This is a genomic window from Metapseudomonas boanensis (assembly GCF_042232855.1).
GTDB lineage: Bacteria > Pseudomonadota > Gammaproteobacteria > Pseudomonadales > Pseudomonadaceae > Metapseudomonas > Metapseudomonas boanensis.
Window position 1 is genome coordinate 1931393 of sequence record NZ_CP113889.1, and the last position, 17737, is coordinate 1949129.

The window sequence follows — 17737 nt, forward strand, 5'->3', positions numbered from 1 at the left end:
GGGCACCATCAGAACCCGAGGCTCCGCTGATCGCAAGGCAGATCGCGTGTGCCTGCCAATGACCTGATCAAACCTTGGCCACACGGGCCGGACTCAACCGCACCAGCCAGGCCATGCCGAACAGGATCAGCAGCGCACCAGCCCAGGCCAGCGGCGCTGGTGCACGGTCCAGCCAGGCGCTTTGCAGCAGCAGGGCGAATAGGCCGCTCAGGTAGCTGTAGGCAATCACCGTGGCCGGCGGCAGCGAGTGGATGGCGCGGTGCAATAGCCAGAAGGTCGCCAGGGTAGCGCTCAGGGCCAGGTAGAGCAGCCAGGCGAAGTCGCTGGTGGATACTCCCCGCAGCCCCTCCCAACGCTGTCCGAGGGTGCTGGCCAGCGCCAGCAGCAGCCCACCGGCCAGCAAGTTACCGCAGGCCAGCGAGGCCGCACTGCGCTGTTCGCCCAGCCAGGGCTTGAGGCGTTGGCTGAGCGGTGCGTAGAGCGCCATGGCCAGGCAACCGAGGCCATACAGGCCATAGGCGTAGGCATCGAAATGGGCGCGGTCGAGTCCGAGCAGGGCCAGCGCGCCGAGCGCGGCAACCAGGGTTGGCCAAAGGCGCTGAAGTACGGGCCTGCGCAGCATCAGGCGCTCGCCGGCCAGGGTCAGCAGCGGCACGCTGACATAGAGCAGCGCGGTATCCAGGGCCGTGGTGTGTTTGAGGGCCTCGAACAGGCTGCCGAAGTACAGCGCCAGGAGGAGGCCGAGAACAGCATGGGCTGTCAGCGCCCGCCCATTCGGTAGGCTGGGTCGTCGCAGCAGAAAGGGCAGGAACATGGCGGCCGAAAGCAGCAGGCGCAGGGCTGTCAGTGGTAGCGCATCCAGCGCCGGGTTGACCTCGGCGGCGGCGAAGAACGACAGCGCCACCAGCAGAGCCCAGAGCAGCATCGAGGCGTGGGCGTTCAGCATGTTGGGTCTCCGGCGAATGGTAGGGGGGCCATTGCGCCAGAGAGGCCAAGAGCGGGCAACTCAAAAACCGGAAGGGTGATGCAGGAAATTGGTGTCGCGCGAGCGCATTTGGGATGCCGTCGGACTAGAGTTATGCCCAGACCCTGACCGAGGTGAACCCCATGGCCCATGAAGCATCGGCGCGCCTCGCCCTGGCGAGCGCTTGCAGCTTGCTCGCCGCCTTCACCCCGGTTCAGGCCGACGAGCGATTCGCCGCCGCCCGAGCCACCTTGCTGGAGGACAGCCACTTCCTCCGTGATGCCACCTTCGAGCGAGTGCAGCAGGTGCGTTTCTCGTTCCGTGAACCGCCATTGGAGGAGGGGCAGACACCTGCCTGGGGCCGGGCCTTCGGCAGCCACGGTTCAGTGGATAGCGACCACCAGGCCGCGCGCCGTGAGCGGGACATCGGTGGCCTGTTCGCCGGCAGCGAGCGCAAGATCGGCAGTTGGCTGCTGGGGGCGGTGGCCGGGTACTCGGCGACCTCGGTCGAAGTCGAGAGTCGCGACCTGGATATCCACAGTCTTCACTTGGGCGGCTATGCCGGCACCAAGATCTACAACCAGATCGGGGTGAAGCTGGGAGCAGCCTGGAGCGGCGCTGATGCGGACGGGCAGGGTGGCGATTCCGACAGCGGGCAAGTGTTCGGCGAGCTGAGCTATTCGCTCGATTTCCGCGATTTCAGTCTGGAGGGGTTCAGCGAACTGGCGTACGTGCGACTGGATACCGATTCCCACAGGGCCGTGGACAGCCAACGCGATGAGATTGGCTACAGCACCTTTGGCCTGCGCGGGACGACTCGCATCAGCCTCGCCTCGGGCAAGCGCCTGACCGCACGCCTCAGCTCGGGTTGGCGGCATGCCTACAGCGACAGCCGACTCACCGATGAAAGCGGCGCCGAGGTCGCGCTTACCGAAGACAGCATCCGCCTCGACCTGGGGCTGGACTATGAACTCACCGAGCAGGCTTACGCTGGCCTGTTCTACAACGGTGCCTATGCCGAGGACGCGTCGGACAATGGATTGAGCGTCCGGCTCAGTTTGAGGTTGTAGGGTAAGCCGATTCCGACCTTAGATTGCCTGCATATCGAAATCGGCCTTGCCGACGCCGCAGTCCGGGCAGATCCAGTCCGGCGGGATATCCTCCCAGCGCGTGCCTGCGGGGATGCCCTCTTCAGGCCAGCCCTTGGTTTCGTCGTAGATCAGACCGCAGACCACACAGGTCCAGGTTTTCATATCGCTACCTCGCTTGCCGCTCATTCTCGGATAAGGCGCGCGTCCATAGACGCGCAGGAGCTCGGGTGCGGCCCCACGCATTGATTGGCCGTTAGCAGGCTGTTGAAAAACCACCTGCGTTGCCAATAGGGCATTGAAAGTGGGCTCAGAATACTCATGTACAGTTTGTAAACTCCGCTTCTTCGGCCGTTTGCCTCGCTTACTTTTTCATCAATCTGCTAGACGGCCTGTACCTTTGCCGCCGTCGTCCGCTCCTGCGCGTGCCAGCGGTTGGCGCGGGCGAAGGTGCCGAAATCGTTGAAGCGCACTCCCATCTCGCGCATCACCTTGTGCGCCACTGGCGCGGTCATCTGGCGGATGTAGAAGGGCTCCTTCACCACGAAATGGTGAATGGCGTGGGTGCTGCCGAAGTTGAAGCAGAACGCCTGCAGCGGCCACATCCACCAGGGGTTGAGGACCTGGGTCTGCTGGATCACGTTGCCCGGCTCGACGTCGCCGTAATAGTGCATGTTGGAGCTGACGAAGTGCAGGCAGAAGGTGCGCAGCACGTTGGGGCCGACCAGCACCACCACGGCGATGTCGACGATCTCCATAGCCTCCAGCGTGGCGCCCGACCAGTTGATCGGTGCACCCAGGGCACTGGCCAGTGCGTCCGCGGCATGGAAACCGAGGAAGACGTACCAGGTGCTCCAGTTGAGCAGGGCCAGGGGCGCGTAGACCTTGAGCGTACGCAGCAGGATACTTTTCTTGTGGACCCAGCTCTGGGCTCGCAGCATGCGGATCAGCGACGACATCACGTTGTCGCCTACCATCAGCAAGCGCGCGATGCCCCAGGGTTCGCCGTTGGTGATGGCGCGCTCTTCCATGTCGGTCTCGGTGCCCGACACTTTGTGGTGGTTGAGGTGCAGGTGACGGCGGATCCAGGGGTTGATGGTGCTTGGCCGAGCCAGCCAGACCATCGTCATCATCAGGTTGTGCGCGATTCGCTGCTTGCGGAAGTACATGCTGTGGATAAGGTCATGCTCCAGCTCGTGGGTCAGCGAGGCGAAGAAGGCATTGAGCAGCAGGCACGCCCACCAGGCAATAACACCTTCCAGGTAGAGCAGGGCCGAGCCGCACATGCCGGCCAGGGCGACGGTGAGGATACCGGCGCCGAGCAGGTCCTGATGCTTGAGGATCGGGTAACGCTTGCGCAGTTCGACGCCGTGGGCCATCACCACTTCACGAATATGCGCGGATCGCTGTTGGTCATTGACGAGCTGGGGGCTTGCGGTCGGGCGGGACATGCTTCCATCCTCTTGTTGGCGATGGGCCTACTCTGCCGTCGCAAGCCCGGGCCGCGCCCGACCGAGCACGCCAACCTGTTGACCGGAAACGCCAACCTGCATGAGTGCCGAACCTACCACCCTCGCCAGTTGGACCCGCGCGCTGCGCAAGCAGCTGGATGCGCTCGGCCTCGACAGCGCGGCCCTCTGCCGTCAAGCGCACCTCGACCCGGCGCTGATGGACGACCCCAACGCGCGCTATCCGCTGTCGGCCACCACCCGTCTTTGGGAGCTGGCCGTGGCGGCCAGCGCTGACCCGGCGCTGGGTCTGAAGGTTTCCTCCTACGTCAGCCCCACAACCTTCCATGCTCTGGGTTATGCGCTGGTCGCCAGTTCGAGCCTGCGCGAGGTGTTCGAGCGCATCGTTCGCTATCACCAAGTGGTCAGCGACGCGCTGGAGTTGGAGCTCTGCCGGCAAGACGACTGCTATGCGTTCCGTCTGTGGGTTCCCGACGACGGACCGGAGCCGGCGCCTGAGGCGCTGGATGCGTTCGCCGCCATCTACGTGCGCACCTGCCGCAATCGGCTGGGGCGTGACTATGCGCCGCTGGCCGTCTACTTGCGCAGGCCGTGTCCGGCCGATCCACAACCCTGGCACCAAGTGTTTCGCGCGCCACTGCATTTCGGCGCCGAGGAAAACCGCCTGGAATTCGCCATTGCTGACTTCGAGCAAGCCCTGGACGACGCCAATCCCGAGCTGGCCGAACACAACGAAGCGGTGCTCAAGCGCACCCTCGAGCAATTGCAGCAACCCACCTGGTCGCGCCGGGTGCGTGCCTGCCTTGAAGCGCAGCTGCCCAATGGCGAGCCTTCCGCCGAGCGCATCGCGCAGTCCCTCCACCTCAGTCTGCGCAGCCTGCAACGGCACCTGGCGGACGAAGGCTGCAGCTATGAACAACTGCTCGGTGATACGCGCCAGAATCTCGCGCTGGTGCACATGCGTGATCCGCGCTGTTCCATCAGCGAGATCGCCTACCTGCTCGGCTTTGCCGATACCAGCAGCTTCAGCCGCGCGTTCAAGCGCTGGACCGGGCAGAGCCCGAGCCAGTATCGCGGAAGTCTGCCCCGTTGAACCTGGGTGGGTTCAAGCCCACGCCAGGGGCCTGATCTTTGTGGGGGCTTAGCCAGGGTGGGGCAGGCGGCGCTCTACTGAGCGAAGCGATAGCCTCGGGCGAGATTGATGGGTATCGCTGCGCCGACCCATTCTACGAATCTACGGTCTCTGGGCCGCGTGGCGCAGGCGTTCGAGGTCGAGGATTTCGATTTCTCCGTAGGTCAGGCGCAGCACGCCCTGGGCCTCCAGTTCCTTGAGGATCTGGTTGGTCGTCTGCCGCGACACCGCCAGCATCAGCGCCAGCTGCTCCTGAGCGAGCTGGATCACTCGCCGTCGCTCGGCCGTTTCGCCGTAACCTTCGGCGATCATCAACAGACGCCGTGCCAAGCGCTGCGAGGCCGGTAGCAGGCTCATCTCCTCCAGGGCGATGAAGGCCAGACGCAGCTTCTGGCTCATCAGCAGGGCGAAATCTCGCCAGTACCTGGGCTCGCGCTGCAGCAATGCCAGCAGTGCTGCCTGGGGTACGTTGAGCAGCGTCGTCGCCGTCTCGGCAAAGGCGTCGTGGGTGCGCGGGAGTCCGTCGAAGAGGGAGATCTCACCGAACCAGGACGGTGTCTCCATCATCATCAACAGCGCTTCCTTGCCGCTTTCGCTGGTGCCGCCGACGCGGACCGTGCCATCCAGCACGGCGTACAGGCCGCAAGGCGGGTCGCCCCGGCGAAAGAGCCGCTGGCCCGGCGCCAGTCGGCGCAACTGTGCCAGGGCGAGCAATTCGTCCTGCAGGTTGCAGGGCAGGTGGCTGAACCAGTGGCCCGCGAGCAGTTGGGCGCGATAGGGTTGGAGATCGGTCGAGGACATGGGCTTTGTCGGCTACCTGACAGAAGTGGTCCGGGGGCTGAGGCCATTATCGACGCCACAGCGTGCCACCGGAGGACTACAACAATGAAAACGCTCATCGACCATCTTGGCCAATATGCCGAATATCACCGCGACCGTCGCAACATCGCCAGCCATTTCATTGGCATCCCGCTCATCGTGGTCGCTGTGGCGGTGTTGCTGTCGCGCCCGGGTTTCGAGGTGCTCGGCCTATGGCTGTCGCCCGCTGCATTCGTGGCTCTGGCATCGGCACTGTTCTACCTACGACTGGATCGGCGTTTCGGCCTGGTCATGGCTGCGTTGCTCGGGCTTAGTCTGTGGGCGGGCGCGGCGCTGGCAGTTCAAGGCACCGGCACCTGGCTCGGCGCCGGCCTGGGAATGTTCGTGGTGGGCTGGGTGATCCAGTTCGTCGGCCATTACTACGAAGGGCGCAAGCCGGCATTCGTCGATGACCTGATGGGGCTGGTCGTCGGGCCGCTGTTCGTGGTGGCGGAACTGGCGTTCATGCTGGGTCTGCGCAAAGAGGTGGAGCGTGCGGTGGAAGAGCGGGCGGGGCCGACCTGCATTCGGACGAACAAGGCTGCGTTTTGACTGCCGACATCCCACACCCCCGGCCCCTCTCCAGGGGGAGGGGAGTTGGTCCGTGCCGAGGTTGATGGCTGTACTCAGCCGCATTCCGACTCACCAGCCACTTGTGAGGTGTCAGGCGCGAGTCACCTCTCTCCTCTTCAGGGAGAGGAGCTGGGCGAGAGGGCGCCCAACGCCAACAACTGGCCACTCATCGATCGTGCATGGCGGTCCACCATGATCGGTGCATAGGGTCGGCCCGACGTGCTGACCAGGGCATTGCTCTGGCTGTTGAGGTCGCGCAGCGCCGCCCTCAGGAAACCCCAGCGTGTCTTCAGCTTGGCGACCGCCGGGTCGACCTTGCCGTCGAGCGGCTGCAGTTGGGCATCGATGGCCGGCAGCAGCGTCCGCTCATCCTGACCGATGTAGGTGTCGGAGTTCTCGCGGGCGATCTCGAAAGTGCCGATATAGGCTCGGCTGAGGTACTGTACGGCGAGGTACTCGACCTTGGCGGGCAGCTCGGCCCGCGCCGCGTCGCTGGACTGGGTGCGCGCGGCGATGAGGAAGTCACGCAGCGCCTTGCTCAGTTCCTGGGGGTAACGCCAGGGCACGTCCTCTTCCTTGTGGCCGAAGGAAACACCTCGCTGCAACTGGGTAACGAGTAGCTCGTGCGATTGGCGTAACCGGTCGCTGGGTTCGGCGATGCGCCGGTAGGCAGCAGCCAGCGACTTGAGATCCGCCTCCAGGCGGGCCGAATGACCCTGTTGAAATCCTTCGCCACGAAACAGCAGCAGGCTGCTGGTGGCACGGCAGGCGTGTATCTGCACCAGCTCCAGCGGCCCGATCGCCTCGGCCAGGGCCGGAGCGAAGCTGCCGCAAAGCCAGAGGGCGAAGCCGAACAGCAATCGGCCTACAGACATACGAATCATCTCGGGTGCTCCTGTTGTTTTTGTTGTGAGCAATTGCTGAGGTGCAGTCGGGCGCCATGGGTGGGCCCCCGACAAGCGTAAAGCGCCGGAGCCTGGAGACCATTACCCGAAAGAGTGATTTGTGCGTACGTCGAGGTTTAGGCACTCCACGGACCTCGTCAGAACCCCACCGTTGGCTGCTGCCACGCCTTGGGCTTGAAGTACAGCGTCTCGCCGCGCACCAGGCCGGTCAGGCTGTCGTGGTCTTTCACCACCTCGGCCTCGATCAGTTCGTCCTGGCCCTGTACCTTCAGCGTCACCCGGGTGATGGCGCCCAGTGGGCGGATGTCGCGCACTTCCGCTTCGCGGTGGTCTTCCACTTCCTGGCGCGACAGCGAGACCTCGTGCGGACGGAACAGCATGTGCTGGTCGTCGCCCAGATGCAGGCGGTTGGAGTCGCCGAGGAAGTGGTAGACGAAGTCGCTCGCCGGCTTTTCGTACACCTCGCCCGGCGCGCCGATCTGCTCGATCACGCCTTTGTTCATCACCACGATGCGATCGGCCACCTCCATGGCTTCTTCCTGGTCGTGCGTGACGAACACCGAGGTCAGGTTGATCTCTTCGTGTAGGCGCGCCAGCCAGCGGCGCAGCTCCTTGCGCACCTTGGCGTCGAGGGCGCCGAAGGGCTCGTCGAGCAGCAGAATCTTCGGCTCCACCGCCAAGGCGCGGGCCAGGGCGATGCGCTGGCGCTGGCCGCCGGAGAGTTGCTCCGGGTAGCGGTCGGCGAGCCAGTCGAGCTGCACCATGCTCAGCAGTTCGTGGACTTTCTCGGCGATCTGCTTCTCGCTCGGACGCTCGCGCTTGGGTTTCATGCGCAGGCCGAAGGCGACGTTGTCGAACACCGTCATGTGGCGGAACAGCGCGTAGTGCTGGAACACGAAGCCGACGTTGCGATCGCGCACATCGTGCTGCGAAACGTCCTCGCCGTGGAACACGATGCTGCCCACGTCCGGGGTTTCCAGGCCGGCGATGATCCGCAACAGGGTGGTCTTGCCGCAGCCCGACGGGCCGAGCAGCGCCACCAGTTCGCCGCTGTGGATATCCAGGTTGATCTCGTTCAGTGCCTTGAAAGCATTGAAGTTCTTGCTGACGTTACGGATTTCGATCGACATGAATTATTCCTCCGCGTCGCTGTGACGTAGGCGGGAAAGACGGGCTTCGCTCCACTGCTTGAGCAGCAGGATGAACAGCGCCAGCACCAGCAGCAGGCTGGCAACGCTGAAGGCGGCGACGTGGTTGTACTCGTTGTAGAGAATCTCGACGTGCAGTGGCAGGGTGTTGGTGACGCCACGGATATGGCCTGAAACCACCGACACCGCACCGAACTCGCCCATGGCTCGCGCGGTGCAGAGCACCACGCCGTAGATCAGGCCCCATTTGATGTTCGGCAGGGTCACGTGCCAGAACATCTGCCAGCCGCTGGCACCCAGCAGCCTCGCGGCTTCTTCTTCCTGGGTGCCCTGTTCTTGCATCAGCGGAATCAGTTCGCGGGCGACGAAGGGGAAGGTGACGAACAGGGTGGCCAGGACGATGCCAGGCACGGCGAAGACGATCTGGATGTCGCGGTCCTGCAGCCAGGAGCCAAAATAGCCCTGGGCGCCAAACAGCAGCACGTAGATCAGACCGGCGATCACCGGGGACACCGAGAAGGGCAGGTCGATCAGCGTGACCAGCAGGCTCTTGCCGCGGAACTCGTACTTGCTCACGCACCAGGCGGCGGCCACGCCGAATACCACGTTGAGCGGTACCGAGATGAACACGGCGAGCAACGTCAGCTCCAACGCGGCGAGGGCATCTGGCTCGAAGATGGCGGTGATGAAGGTGCCCAGGCCTTGCTTGAGCGCTTCGCTCAGCACCACGAACAGCGGCAGCAGGAGAAACAGGGCGAAGGCCAGCCAGGCGCCGGCGATCAGAATACGGCGACCCCAGGCGTTGCCTCGGCGGGCAGCGTTGGCGGAGGACGCAGTGGTCAGCGTTGCAGAACTCATGGCGCGCTCCTCAGGGGGTCTCGATGCGGCGTTGCAGCAGATTGATCAAGAGCAGCAGGACGAAGGAGACCACCAGCATCAGCACGCCGATTGCGGTGGCGCCGGTGTAGTCGTACTGGTCGAGCTTGACCATGATCAGCAGCGGCAGGATTTCGGTCTTCATCGGCATGTTGCCGGCAATGAAAATCACCGAGCCGTACTCGCCAACGCCGCGGGCGAAGGCCAGCGCGAAACCGGTCAGCCAGGCTGGCAGCAGGGCTGGCAGCAGCACGTGGCGAAACACCTGGAGTGGCTTGGCGCCGAGGCAGGCAGCGGCTTCTTCCACTTCACGCGGGATGTCGGCCAGCACCGGCTGCACCGTGCGCACCACAAAAGGCAGGGTGACGAAGGTCAGTGCCAAGGTGATACCGAGCGGGGTGTAGGCGATCTTGATACCGATGTCGGTGGCGAACTGACCTACCAGGCCGGCCGGTGCGTAGAGCGCGGTCAGGGCGATCCCCGCCACCGCAGTGGGCAGGGCGAAAGGCAGGTCGACCATGGCGTCGATGACCTTGCGACCGAAGAAGTCATAGCGCACCAGGACCCAGGCCAGCAGGGTGCCGATGATGCCGTTGAGCACGGCGGCGGCCAGGGCAGTGCCGAAACTGAGCTTGAGGGCAGCGATCACGCGGGGCGCGCTGATGATGGTCCAGAACTGTTCCCAGGTCAGCTCGGTGGTCTTGAGAAACAAGGCCCCCAGGGGAATCAGGACCAGCAGGCTGAGGTACACCAGGGTGTACCCCAGGGTCAGCCCGAAGCCGGGTATGACCGGTGAGATGCGTCGTGACATGTTCTGTCCTTACTCTGCGTTGGAACGCTTGGTTGCTCTGGAGCCAGCCCCGTCGAGCCGCTTCCAGCAAACAGGCCCGATCCGTGGATCAGGCCTGGTTTTGCTCCTTCCGTGGAGCACCTCGATGGGTATCGCTCCGCTCCACCCATCCTACGAGGAAGCCGTAGTTACGTAGGATGGGTGGAGCTTGCGATACCCATCAAAAGCCCGCCGGCATGGGGCGCTTATTGCGCCTGGTAGATCTGGTCGAAGATCCCGCCGTCGTTGAAGAATTTGGGTTGGGCGTCCTTCCAGCCGTTGAAGTCCTTGTCCACGGTCACCAGGTCGAGTTTCGGAAACTGCTTGGCGTATTCGGCCGCGACTTTTTCGTTACGTGGGCGGTAGAAGTTCTTCGCCGCAATGCGCTGGCCTTCCTCGCTGTACAGGTACTGCAGGTAGGCTTCGGCGACCTTTCGGGTGCCCTTCTTGTCGACGTTCTTGTCCACCACCGATACCGGCGGCTCGGCGAGGATCGACAAGCTTGGCGCGACGATCTCGAAGTTCTCGCCGCCCTGTTCCTTCAGGGCCAGGAAGGCTTCGTTCTCCCAGGCCAGCAGCACGTCGCCGATCTGGTTGTTGACGAAGGTGATGGTCGAACCGCGGGCGCCGGTGTCGAGAACCGGCACATGCTGGTACAGCGCCTTCACGTATTCCTGGGCCTTGGCTTCGCTACCGTACTCTTTCTTCGCCCAGGCCCAGGCGGCCAGGAAATTCCAGCGGGCGCCGCCGGAGGTCTTCGGGTTCGGGGTTATGACCTCTACGCCTGCTTTGGTCAGGTCGCCCCAGTCCTTGATGCCCTTAGGGTTGCCCTTGCGGACCAGGAATACGATGGTCGAGGTGTAGGGTGTACTGTTCTGCGGCAGGCGAGCCTGCCAGTTTTCCGGGATCAGCTTGCCGAGTTTCTGCAGTTCGTCGATGTCGCCGGCCAGCGCCAGGGTCACCACGTCGGCCTTCAGACCATCGATCACGGCGCGGGCCTGTTTGCCGGAGCCGCCGTGGGATTGCTGGACTTTCACGTCTTCGCCACCCTGGGCTTTCCAGTGCTTGGCGAAGGCAGCGTTGTATTCCTGGTAAAGCTCACGGGTCGGGTCGTAGGACACGTTGAGCAGTTCGGTGGCGGCGGCGGCCGGGCCGGCGATCAGGGCGCTGGCGAGGGCGGCGAGGGCGAAGCGGCGAATCGACATTATCTAGCTCCTGGAATCTGGACTTGTTCAGTGCTGGCTGGGGCTGGTTGTTCTTCGCAGGCGTGGTTGGCGCGAACTGCTTGTCGATACGCCCTCCGGTGGTCCGGTCGGGTCGTCGGGGATTCAGGTATTGCGGGTTGCGGGAGGCTGCAGGCGGAACTTCTCTTTGCGTTCGATCTGCACCACCTGGCCGTTGTGCACGGTGATTTCAACCGAGCCGAAACGCAGGCCATTCAGGGCACTCTGGATTTCTCGCAGGATGCTGGCTTCGTCCTGGCCTTCCAGGCTACGGAGGGTTGCGCTCATGGTCGTGCTCCTTGAGTGGGGCCCGCGGCTTAGGGCGTGGGACGTTCCGCGTGGCGTGAGCGCATCTTAAGCAGGTAACTTATATTCTTAAAAATACTATTTAAGAATTTTAATATAACCAAATTAACTCGTCGTTCAGGATCAGGCTTTGCGCCAGTTCCACTCGATGTCCTCGGGTGGCAGGGGGCGGCTGAACAGGTAACCCTGGCCGTAGTCACAGCCGATCTGCTGCAGGAAGTCCAGCTGCTGCGGGGTCTCGATGCCTTCGGCCAGCACCACGAGGCCGAGGTTGTGGCCCAGCGCATTGACCGCCCGGGCGATGGCTGCGTCGTCCTTGTCGGCAGGCAAGCCGCGAACGAAACTCTGGTCGATCTTCAGCTTCTGCACGGGCAGACGCTTGAGGCGCTGCAGCGACGAATAGCCCGTGCCGAAGTCGTCGATGGCCAGGCGAACGCCCAGTTCACGCAGGCGCTCGAGCAGTTCGCGGGCGCTATCCGGGTCGGCCATCACGGCGCTTTCGGTAATTTCCAGTTCCAGATGCGCTGGCGCTAGGCCGGTATCGGCCAGCACGCGGGCGATCTCCTGACTCAGACCTGCCCGGCTGAACAGTCGGCACGACAGGTTGACTGCGACGAACGTCAGCTCGCGGCCCTGCCCAAGCCAAGTCTGCATCTGCCGGCAGGTCTGTTCCAGCACCCAGAGATCGATGCTGGCGATGAGTCCGGTTTCCTCTGCAATCGGCAGGAACTCGCCGGGCGGAACCAGTCCGCGCTCCGGGTGCTGCCAGCGCACCAGGGCCTCCAAGCCGATCAGGCGGTTGTCGGTCAGGCGCTGGATCGGCTGGTAGTGCACGCGCAGCTCGCCCTGTTCCAGGGCATGTCGCAGTGCGGCGACCATCTCCACGCGCTGGCGCGCCTGGTTGGTCAGCTCCAGGCTATAGAAGGCGAAGGTCTCGCGGCCGTTGCTCTTGGCCTTGAACAGCGCCGAGTCGGCGTTGCGCATGATCTGCTCGACGTTCTCGGCGTCAGTCGGGAACAGGCTGATGCCCAAGCTGGCGCTGATGAACAACTCGTGGTCTTCGATCCGGAAAGGCTGTCGCAGGGCGAAAAGGACGCGCTGGGCAAAGTCGGCGGCCTGGTCCGCGCTGGGGCAGTCTTCCCAGATCACGCCGAACTCGTCGCCGCCCAGTCGAGCCAGCGTCATGCCACCTTCCAGCAGCCCCTGCAGGCGCAGGCCGGCCTCCTTGAGCAGCTGGTCGCCGCGAGAATGGCCAAAGCTTTCGTTGACGTGCTTGAAGTGGTCCAGGTCCATGAGCAGCACGGCGCCGGGCCGATCTTCCCGAGTCGACCGTTCCAGCGCATGCTCGACGCGCTCGGTAAAGAGCAGGCGGTTCGGCAGGTTCGTCAGGGGGTCATGGTGGGCCAGGAAGTCGAGTTCGTGCTGCGAGCGCTTGATCGCACTGATGTCGGAGAAGACGGCAACATAGTGTGTCAGCTCACCATCTTCATCGAAGATGGAACGGATGTTCTGCCAAAGCGGGTAAACCTCGCCGTTCTTGCGACGATTCCAGACCTCGCCACTCCACTCATTACGGTGGTGCAGTGCACTCCACATCGCCTGGTAGAAATCCAGCCCATGGCGTCCGGAGCTGAACATGCGCGGATTGCGCCCCATGACCTCTGCCTCGGTATAGCCGGTAATACGGGCAAAAGCGCGATTGACGTGGACGATCTCGCTCTGGGCGTTGGTGACCAGCACCCCCTCCAGGGTGCTGTCGAACACGGCAGCGGCCTGGCGCAGGCTGCTTTCCTGGGTGCGGCGGGTCTGCAGGTATTCGCGCAGGCGGCGCAAGTGCAGGCACAGCAGCAGGTAGAGCATCAGGCTGGTGACGAGGACGAAGCCCAGTCCCTTGAACGTCTGTAGCTCGGCGAGCTCGCGCGCGCCAATGTTGAGCGCCATGAGGGCATGGTCGCTGAACAGCACCCAGAGGCTGGCAATCATGAAATAGGGCAGCACCAGTTTCAGGGCGCTGAACTTGGAACGCATGGAGGTGCCTTCCTGGCTCGGGTGATGGGGCGGGGCGCGCATTATAGAGCAACTGCTGGCTATTTGATTTCTATCTAAAAGACAGGATGGTTTTCTTGTGGGCCTTGGTGATAATGCAAACAGGTTTGTCCGACAAACTGTGTTTTCCTACTACCGAGGCAATACCATCCATGTGGTACAACGGTTTTCTCGACCTGTCGCCATGGCAACTGGTGGCGGTCACTCTCGTGCTGACCCATATCACCATCGTCAGCGTTACCGTCTATCTGCACCGCTATTCCGCGCACCGTTCTCTGGAGCTGCATCCGGCGCTCAAGCATTTCTTCCGCTTCTGGCTGTGGATGACCACCTCCATGAATACCCGCGAGTGGACCGCCATCCACCGCAAGCACCACGCCAAGTGCGAAACCGCCGACGACCCGCACAGCCCGGTCGTCAAGGGGGTGTGGACCGTCCTGCGCAAGGGAGCCGAGCTCTATCAGATCGAGGCGAAGAACGAAGAAACCTTGCGCATCTATGGCAAGAACTGCCCGGATGACTGGATGGAGCGCAATGTCTACGCGCGCTTCCCCATCGCTGGCGTGACCCTTCTGGCGCTCATCGATCTCGCCCTGTTCGGCGCGCTCGGTCTGACCGTCTGGGCCGTGCAGATGGTCTGGATTCCGCTCTGGGCCGCCGGTGTCGTCAATGGCCTGGGCCATGCCATCGGCTACCGCAACTTCGAATGCCGCGACGCGGCCACCAACCTGGTGCCCTGGGGCATCCTCATCGGTGGTGAAGAACTGCACAACAACCACCATACCTACCCGAACTCCGCCAAGCTGTCCGTCAAGAAGTGGGAGTTCGACATGGGCTGGGCCTGGATCAAACTGTTCAGCCTGTTCGGCCTGGCCAAGGTGCAGCGTGTGGCGCCCATCGCCCACCGCGTGGAAGGAAAGGGCAACCTGGACATGGACACCGCCATGGCCATTCTCAACAATCGCTTCCAGATCATGGCGCAGTATCGCAAGCTGGTGATCGGTCCGCTGGTGAAACAGGAACTGGCCAAGGCTGACGCGTCGGTTCGCCACTCGTTCCGCCGCGCCAAGCGCCTGCTCTCCCGCGAGACCAGCCTGCTGGACGAACGCCATCAGGCGCGCATCGCCGCCATGCTGGAGCAGAGCCAGTCCCTGAAAGTGATCTACGAGAAGCGCCTGGCGCTGCAGCAGATCTGGGTGAAGACCAGCGCCAACGGCCACGACATGCTCGCTGCCATCAAGGACTGGGTGCAGGAGGCCGAGGCCAGCGGCATCCAGTCGCTGCGCGATTTCGCCGAGCAGCTCAAGACTTACTCGCTGCGCCCGGCTACCGCCTGATAACGCAGTAACCGTGAAAAAGGCCGGCAGATTTGCCGGCCTTTTTTATTTGCGCGCGGGGTCTTCTGCTCCTTGTGGGGGCGATTTCAATCGCTAAGGGCAGCGCAGCTGCCCCGGACATTGCAGGCCGAACCTGCGGCCCGGTCAGCGAATGAATTCGCCCCCACAAGAAGGCTCCCGCACTGGCTTCAGAACACCTCGATCGGGTAGTCGACGATCAGGCGCAGTTCGTCCACGTCGTTGTCCACGGCGTTATAGCCGTTACTACCGCGGTGGTTGGCCCAGCGGGCGCGCACGGCGAGGTCCTTGGCCGAGCCGTCCTGCACCACGTACTTGATGTCGAAGTCGCGCTCGTAGTGGCGCGCATCCTTGCCGTCGACGCTGTACCAACTGCTGTAGCCGGGGCTGTTCGGGTCGACTTTGGTCAGGTCCAGCTCGCCACGCGAGTAAGCGACCATGGCACTCAAACCGGGGACGCCAAGGCCGGCAAAGTCGTAGGCGTACTGCAGCTTCCAGGATTCCTCGTTGGGACCGTTGAAGTCGGAGTACTGCTGCGAGTTGTCCAGGTAGATGCTGTCGCCCTGGTTGATGTAGTCGAAGGGGGTGTTGCCGTTGACCTTCTGGTACACCGCCGTGACCTTGTGGTGGCCGACGCCGACTGCGAAGTGCGCGCTGTAGGTGTTGTTGGCGATGTCGCCAAGCAGCGCATCGCCGGTGTCCTGGGTTCTGTAGTAATGGATGCCCGGGTTGAGGCTGACCAGGTCGTTGAGCTGCCAAGTGTAGTCCAGGTCGGCGTAGTACTGGTTCCACACGTCCTGCAGTTCGGAAGCGTAGAGACTGCTGGTGAAGCCTTCGGGGCCCGTCCAGGTGCCGCCCAGCCAGCTGATGTGGTGGCTCTTGCGGTCGTCTGGGAAGCTGCCGTAGGAGCTGTCGATGCGACGATGCCCGCTCTGGTTGTAGAGCTTGGTGAAACTTACCTGGCCACCTTCCAGGCGCAGGTCTTTCACGCTCTGGTTGACCAGGCTCACGCCACGGAAGGTCTGCGGCAGCATGCGCGTGGTGCCGCCTGCGATCACCGGATTGTTGATGAACTGGTCGCCGAGCTTCAGCTCGCTGTCGAAGCCTCGCAGCTTGAGCGCTGCGCCGGCGCTGGAGAACTCGTCCGGTGCCTTGCCGTACTTGAGTCCGGGCTTGGTCGGCGAGGTGCTTGGCAGAATCGAGGAACCGCCCGTGCCGCCGCCGCCATCCAGCTTCAGGCCGAGCATGCCGTAGGCGTCGATGCCCACGCCGATCGGGCCCTGGGTGTAGCCGGAACTGAGCAGGCCGATGAAGCCCTGACCCCACTCCTGGCTGTTCTGGGTCTGACTGTCGCGACGGTCACGGTTGAAGTAGTAGTTACGGGTCTGGACCGTCAGGTGCGAACCCTCGATGAACCCTTCCTGGTTGGTGGCTTCATCGGCGTGCGCTTGGGTGGCGAGTAGCGCCAGGGCGAGGGGGGTGAGCAGATGCTTGGCGTTCACGGTGTGTGCTCCTTGTGGTTATGGCAGCTCAAAGCAATGCGGCACGCCTCTTTGTTGGATTGAGGCATGGCCAAAGAACGCCTGGCGTAGTCCGCGGACAGCAAAAAAAGGCCGCTCGAGAGGAGCGGCCTGAACAGGACGTCGATTAAGGAGCTGTCACGCATCAACGTCAGGAGGTGGAGAAACGGGGGTGGAACTCAGCTGTCCTGGGCGTTGCCAGCCTGAGACTGTTGTTCGGCAGCGTTCTGCTTGGCGACGGCTTCCTGGTGGGCAGCGTCGGCGGCGCGCTGCTCCAGCGCTGCATTGCGTGCAACAAAGGCGGAAGATTCTTCAGCAAGGCTCAGTTGCGAGAAAAACAGCGAAAAAGCAGCGAAAACGGCAGTAAAAATAAGGTTGCGTTGCATATCTTGACCCTCTCAGATGGTTTCTTGCGAAACATGGCGCCATCTTAGGGAGGGCAAGAAAGGGGAAAAATAGCGGATTCAGTGAATGACTGTTTCGCGCGATGCAACAGTTATCAGCAAGTGGCCCAATGGGTCGAGTCGTCCAGGATCGCCTCGTCCAGTGCCAGCAGCGGCGGCAGTTCCGCTTTCAGGAAATCGACCCAGGTCCTGATCTTGGCATCGAGGAAACGCCGCGACGGGTAGATCGCGTAGATATTGCGGGCGCGCAAGCGATACTCCGGCAGGACCCGTAGCAGGCTACCTTCACGCAGAAACGGGCAGGCGACGAAAGAGGGCAGCAGGCAGAAGCCCATTCCCGCCTGTGCGGCCTTGGCCAAGGACTCGGCGACGTTAACCTGGAGGCTCTCGGCTGGCAGCACGTCGAACTCACCGTCATCTCCATTGAGCACCCAGTTGTCGTGATAGAGCGGGTCCAGCAGGCGCAGGTAACGGTGCTGCTGCAGGTCCGCCGGGTCCTGAGGGACGCCGTGCTTGGCCAGGTAGCTGGGGGCTGCGCAGATCACGCTGTACATCGGGCCGAGCACCTGGGCCACCATCTGCGAGTCGGGCAGTTCGCGTGCGAAGGTGATGATCACATCCTGGCCGTCCTCCAGCAGGTCCGGCGTGCGCTGCGACAGGGTCAGTTCGATCACCACTTCGGGGTACAGCTCGCTATATCGCGCGACCAGGGTCGTCAGATGCTGCAGACCCAGCCCGGTCATGGTGTGTACGCGCAGTCTGCCGCTGGGCTTGAGGTGTGCTCCGCGCGCTTCGGCGGAGGCCTCCTCCACCTCGGCGAGGATCTGCCGGCAGCGTTGCAGGTAGCGCTCGCCAACCTCCGTCAACGCCAGGCGGCGGGTGGTGCGGTTCAGCAGGCGTGCTTCGAGCTGCTGCTCCAGATCGGACACCAGCCTGGACACCTGCGCAGTGGAGAGGTCCAGGGCCAGGGCCGCGGCGGTAAAGCTGCCGGTATCGATGACCCGGACGAACACCCGCATGCTGTGCAGTGTGTCCATTGTT

The 17737-nt window shown here is 63.2% G+C and carries 18 protein-coding genes; 4 read left to right on the forward strand and 14 right to left on the reverse strand.

The genetic code is table 11. From position 1 onward, the window contains the following. Positions 1-67: 67 nt before the first annotated feature. The gene (locus OXH74_RS08830; RefSeq protein WP_375740883.1) at positions 68-946 is read right to left on the reverse strand and encodes a DMT family transporter; all 879 of its coding nucleotides are present in this window, start codon (positions 944-946) and stop codon (positions 68-70) included. Positions 947-1107: 161 nt separating this feature from the next. On the opposite strand from OXH74_RS08830, the gene OXH74_RS08835 reads away from it, so the two are divergent. Next, a complete protein-coding gene (locus tag OXH74_RS08835; RefSeq protein ID WP_375740884.1) occupies positions 1108-2034 on the forward strand; it encodes an autotransporter domain-containing protein in 927 nt (308 codons plus the stop codon). An 18-nt stretch (positions 2035-2052) separates the two neighbouring features. On the opposite strand, the gene OXH74_RS08840 is transcribed toward OXH74_RS08835, so the two are convergent. Together OXH74_RS08840 and OXH74_RS08845 are read right to left on the reverse strand one after the other, a co-directional pair. Next, the gene (locus OXH74_RS08840; protein WP_375740885.1) at positions 2053-2217 is read right to left on the reverse strand and encodes a rubredoxin; all 165 of its coding nucleotides are present in this window, start codon (positions 2215-2217) and stop codon (positions 2053-2055) included. Positions 2218-2435: 218 nt separating this feature from the next. Beyond that, positions 2436-3503 (reverse strand): fatty acid desaturase, encoded by a 1068-nt coding sequence (locus OXH74_RS08845; RefSeq protein ID WP_375740886.1) that lies wholly within the window; start codon positions 3501-3503, stop codon positions 2436-2438. A 100-nt stretch (positions 3504-3603) separates the two neighbouring features. Between OXH74_RS08845 and OXH74_RS08850 the strand changes: the two genes are divergently transcribed. Next, positions 3604-4614 carry an AraC family transcriptional regulator gene (locus tag OXH74_RS08850; protein ID WP_375740887.1) on the forward strand — a complete coding sequence of 337 codons (1011 nt, stop codon included), beginning with the start codon at positions 3604-3606 and terminating at the stop codon, positions 4612-4614. A 141-nt stretch (positions 4615-4755) separates the two neighbouring features. Here OXH74_RS08850 and OXH74_RS08855 read toward each other — a convergent pair whose 3' ends face one another. Further along, a complete protein-coding gene (locus OXH74_RS08855; RefSeq protein ID WP_375740888.1) occupies positions 4756-5454 on the reverse strand; it encodes a Crp/Fnr family transcriptional regulator in 699 nt (232 codons plus the stop codon). Between the two features lie 84 nt (positions 5455-5538). On the opposite strand from OXH74_RS08855, the gene OXH74_RS08860 reads away from it, so the two are divergent. Further along, complete coding sequence (locus tag OXH74_RS08860) at positions 5539-6063, forward strand: DUF962 domain-containing protein (RefSeq protein WP_375740889.1); 525 nt, start codon at positions 5539-5541, stop codon at positions 6061-6063. Between the two features lie 137 nt (positions 6064-6200). On the opposite strand, the gene OXH74_RS08865 is transcribed toward OXH74_RS08860, so the two are convergent. The 7 genes from OXH74_RS08865 to dibA all read right to left on the reverse strand — a co-directional run bounded on the left by OXH74_RS08865 (position 6201) and on the right by dibA (position 13399). Further along, on the reverse strand, positions 6201-6968 hold the full coding sequence (locus OXH74_RS08865; protein ID WP_375740890.1) for a hypothetical protein: 768 nt from the start codon (positions 6966-6968) through the stop codon (positions 6201-6203). A 158-nt stretch (positions 6969-7126) separates the two neighbouring features. Further along, positions 7127-8119, reverse strand: a complete 993-nt coding sequence (locus tag OXH74_RS08870; protein ID WP_215381113.1) for a sulfate/molybdate ABC transporter ATP-binding protein — start codon at positions 8117-8119, stop codon at positions 7127-7129. Between the two features lie 3 nt (positions 8120-8122). Then, on the reverse strand, positions 8123-8995 hold the full coding sequence (gene cysW / locus OXH74_RS08875) for a sulfate ABC transporter permease subunit CysW (protein WP_375740891.1): 873 nt from the start codon (positions 8993-8995) through the stop codon (positions 8123-8125). Between the two features lie 10 nt (positions 8996-9005). Then, complete coding sequence (cysT, locus tag OXH74_RS08880; protein ID WP_375740892.1) at positions 9006-9824, reverse strand: sulfate ABC transporter permease subunit CysT; 819 nt, start codon at positions 9822-9824, stop codon at positions 9006-9008. 224 nt (positions 9825-10048) lie between these two features. After that, positions 10049-11047 carry a sulfate ABC transporter substrate-binding protein gene (locus OXH74_RS08885; protein ID WP_375740893.1) on the reverse strand — a complete coding sequence of 333 codons (999 nt, stop codon included), beginning with the start codon at positions 11045-11047 and terminating at the stop codon, positions 10049-10051. A gap of 123 nt (positions 11048-11170) precedes the next feature. Then, the gene (oscA, locus tag OXH74_RS08890) at positions 11171-11353 is read right to left on the reverse strand and encodes a sulfur starvation response protein OscA (RefSeq protein ID WP_375740894.1); all 183 of its coding nucleotides are present in this window, start codon (positions 11351-11353) and stop codon (positions 11171-11173) included. Positions 11354-11494: 141 nt separating this feature from the next. Further along, entirely contained in the window at positions 11495-13399 is a 1905-nt protein-coding gene (dibA, locus tag OXH74_RS08895; RefSeq protein ID WP_375740895.1) for a phosphodiesterase DibA, read from the reverse strand. A gap of 170 nt (positions 13400-13569) precedes the next feature. Between dibA and desA the strand changes: the two genes are divergently transcribed. After that, a complete protein-coding gene (gene desA, locus OXH74_RS08900) occupies positions 13570-14754 on the forward strand; it encodes a delta-9 fatty acid desaturase DesA (RefSeq protein WP_375740896.1) in 1185 nt (394 codons plus the stop codon). A 188-nt stretch (positions 14755-14942) separates the two neighbouring features. Here desA and OXH74_RS08905 read toward each other — a convergent pair whose 3' ends face one another. The 3 genes from OXH74_RS08905 to OXH74_RS08915 all read right to left on the reverse strand — a co-directional run bounded on the left by OXH74_RS08905 (position 14943) and on the right by OXH74_RS08915 (position 17733). Continuing rightward, positions 14943-16274: an OprD family porin gene (locus OXH74_RS08905; RefSeq protein ID WP_375740897.1), complete on the reverse strand. Its 1332-nt coding sequence runs from the start codon at positions 16272-16274 to the stop codon at positions 14943-14945. A gap of 197 nt (positions 16275-16471) precedes the next feature. Beyond that, positions 16472-16678: a hypothetical protein gene (locus OXH74_RS08910; protein WP_215381095.1), complete on the reverse strand. Its 207-nt coding sequence runs from the start codon at positions 16676-16678 to the stop codon at positions 16472-16474. A gap of 113 nt (positions 16679-16791) precedes the next feature. After that, positions 16792-17733 (reverse strand): LysR family transcriptional regulator, encoded by a 942-nt coding sequence (locus OXH74_RS08915; protein WP_375740898.1) that lies wholly within the window; start codon positions 17731-17733, stop codon positions 16792-16794. Positions 17734-17737: the final 4 nt, after the last annotated feature.